This is a genomic window from Bacteroidota bacterium, assembly GCA_030706565.1.
Lineage (GTDB): Bacteria > Bacteroidota > Bacteroidia > Bacteroidales > JAUZOH01 > JAUZOH01.
In genome coordinates this window covers 1-3067 of record JAUZOH010000426.1, presented here as the reverse complement: position 1 = coordinate 3067, position 3067 = coordinate 1, and the positions used below count along the sequence as shown (strand labels likewise).

4 protein-coding genes are annotated in these 3067 nt (G+C 38.0%); all 4 read right to left on the bottom strand.

Going from position 1 to position 3067, the window contains the following annotated elements:
* On the bottom strand, positions 1 to 329 hold a 329-nt coding region (locus Q8907_15110), incomplete at its 3' end, for a 6-phosphofructokinase (GenBank protein ID MDP4275601.1).
* A gap of 198 nt (positions 330 to 527) precedes the next feature.
* Positions 528 to 1415, bottom strand: a complete 888-nt coding sequence (locus Q8907_15105; GenBank protein MDP4275600.1) for a 4-hydroxy-3-methylbut-2-enyl diphosphate reductase — start codon at positions 1413 to 1415, stop codon at positions 528 to 530.
* The gene (cmk, locus tag Q8907_15100; protein MDP4275599.1) at positions 1409 to 2101 is read right to left on the bottom strand and encodes a (d)CMP kinase; all 693 of its coding nucleotides are present in this window, start codon (positions 2099 to 2101) and stop codon (positions 1409 to 1411) included. The genes Q8907_15105 and cmk overlap by 7 nt, the downstream gene beginning before the upstream one ends.
* Positions 2102 to 2150: 49 nt before the next feature.
* Positions 2151 to 3067, bottom strand: a 917-nt coding sequence (gene porQ, locus Q8907_15095) for a type IX secretion system protein PorQ (GenBank protein ID MDP4275598.1), incomplete at its 5' end; no start/stop codon positions are given.

Below are 3067 nucleotides of genomic sequence, written 5' to 3'. Positions count from 1 at the left end.
GTAAATGAACCATCTCCGCCTATAACAACTAAGGCGTTGATTCCCGCTCTTTGTAACTGATCATAAGCTTTTTTACGGCCTTCGGGCGTTCTAAACTCTTCACTTCTGGCTGTTTTTAATATAGTTCCGCCTTTCTGGATTATATCGCTGACGCTGTGGGCATAAAGTTCTTCAAAATTCCCGTTGATCATGCCCGTATAACCCTGTTTTATTCCTATTACCTGTAGTTGATGATAAATAGCTGTTCTTACAACCGCTCTGATAGCCGCATTCATTCCTGGAGCATCACCTCCCGAGGTTAATATACCTACACATTTGATTTTCCCCATACGATTAAATTTTTAAGCAGTAAATAATATCTTTTATTTTTTTCTGAATAATCTTATGAAAAACACGCTCATCCTCATTTTCAGCATTTACAAATGTAAAATAAAATAATTATGTTTATTCATTTTAAAAAAAAATAAAAAATCAAAGGAAGAAATTTTAAAAAGGCAATTATTTACTGTGATTCACTGACAGATTGATCATATTTTTGTCAGATTTTTTATGGTGTCTGCAATTTTTTCCATAAGCCATAAGGGGGTTGAAGTGGCTCCGCAAATTCCTACACTATTTATATTTTTAAAAAGATCTGCAGATATTTCTTTACTTTCGGAGATAAATAGGGTATTAGGATTGGCTTCTTTGCAAACCTTATACAGCATTTTACCATTTGAACTTTGCTGGCCGCTAACAAAAATGACCAATTCATGGTTTTGGGCAAATTCTTTCAGCTTGGGTTCCCGGTTTGATACCTGATGGCAAACCGTATCGTTGGCTTTCAGGCAATTTTCAGGTTTTATCCCTGCTTCGGACATCCTGGCTATTAATTCCTGTTTTAAAAGATTGAATTTGCTTTTACTTTGAGTAGTTTGTGAAAAAAGATCTATAGGTTTCGAAAAATCAATTTTGTACAGGTCGTTAATATCATTGACTACAATGGCCTCATTATGGGTTTGCCCTACCAAGCCGTTGACTTCAGCATGGCCTTCCTTACCAAAAATAACGACTTGTCCTTCGTTTTCACTATTTTTAGCATTCTCGTATCCCTGCTTTATTTTTTTTTGCAATTTTAATACCACAGAACAGGTCGCATCGATGATGGTTATATCGTTTTCCTCCGCAATTTTATATGTTTCCGGCGGCTCTCCATGAGCCCTGATCAATACTTTGCAGTGCTTTAATTTCTTAAAGGTTTTAAAATCTATAGTCACTAGTCCTTCTTTGGCCAGACGGTTTACTTCAACATTGTTATGCACTATTTCCCCCAGGCAATAAAGATGTCCTGATTCTTTCAGCTCCTTTTCTGCCATTTCAATGGCTTTTACGACGCCGAAACAGAAACCCGAATTTTTGTCAATTTCAATCAGCATGGATACTTTGAGTTAATAATTTGCAAAATCCACTCCAGTTCTTCTTCTGGTGTAAGATGACTATTATCAAGTAAAATGGCATCTTCAGCTTTTTTCAGCGGGCTTTCTTTGCGGTTTTCATCCATAAAATCCCTTTGTTCCAAATTTTTTCTTACTTCCTCAAAGCTGACGGAAAGCCCTTTCCCTATTAATTCCTTGTAGCGCCGTTCGGCCCGTATGTTCTTATCTGCAGTCATGAATATCTTCAGGTCTGCTTCAGGGAAAACAACTGTGCCGATATCTCGGCCATCCATGACGATGCCTTTTTGTTCCCCCATTTTCCGTTGCAGGGATACCAATTTATTACGTACTTCTTTGATTTTGCTCACAGGGCTCACGTTTTCTGAAACTTTGATTTCCCGGATTTCTTCTTCGATATTTTCGCCGTTAAGCCAGGTTTCATTCTTTTTGTTTTGAGGATTATATCTAAAAGAAATTTCAATTCCGTTCAGTTTTTCGTCAATACCCTGCTTGTTGACCTGGTGGTTTTCGATCATTCCGTTTCGCATGAATGCCAGGGTAACTGCCCTGTACATGGCTCCACTGTCTATATAAGCATAGTTCATGGCCTGGGCTAACGCCTTTGCAAAAGTACTTTTCCCACAGGATGAGTATCCATCAATGGCTATCACTAATTTATTGTCCATTTTGCTGTTGAAATATGAAAATACAAAGATAACCAAGACTTGGAAAATCTTATTTTTCTTCTCTTATAAATGAAGTTTTGTGATAAAACTCGCTTAAATTCATTCCTATAGAAAATTGATTTACAACGGCCCCAAGATGGTAGGCTGAATGACCATAGTCGATATGAAATTTCGAGATTTTTAATCCTATTCCCCACGAAAAGCCCACCATTCCAATTCTTTGTTCGACCTGCATTTCTTTTCTCCTTTGATAATTGTACCCTGCACGCAGAAAAAAGTTATTAAAAGGAGTAAATTCAACTCCTATAATCAAATGCCTCATGCATTTGTCGCCCAGTTTGTTAAGTACACCCTTTTGCCCGCTTCCTGCGTTTTCTGAACTGCTGCTGTCAGTGACGGTATAGGTCATATCTGGTTTTTCGAGGTGTTGAAAGACAAATGAAAATCTGAAAGGCGCATGTTCCAGTTTTTGTGAGATTCCAGCCTGTATTTCAAAAGGGAGAGGTTCGTAATAATGATTGTAATAAGGTTTAATTTGTGTACCTAAATTTTTAAATACCACTGATGCCATGAAATAAGGGCTGCGGTGATAAGTGATGCCCCAATCCGTTGCTATTCCCAGCGAACTGTAGTTGTCCAATGATGAATATAAAGGTTTTATATTGACTCCGGCATAGAAACAGCTGTCCTTACCCAAGGGACGGCTATAAATGAGGTTCAGCGCATATTCTGCCGCATAAAAATTTCCGGTTTTTAGGCCGGTTTCGTCTGCACCTATAAACCTGCCATAATTGATATATTGAATCCCGGCTGCAAAGCTTCCAATTCCTTTTTGATTTCTTGAATAGGATGCATAACCATAATTAATGTCGGCAATGTAATCAACATAATTGAAAAACAGGTGGTTGTCCATTTCCGGAATAAGCAGGGATGGATTATTGGCAGCAAGGGATAAATCATCGTCGC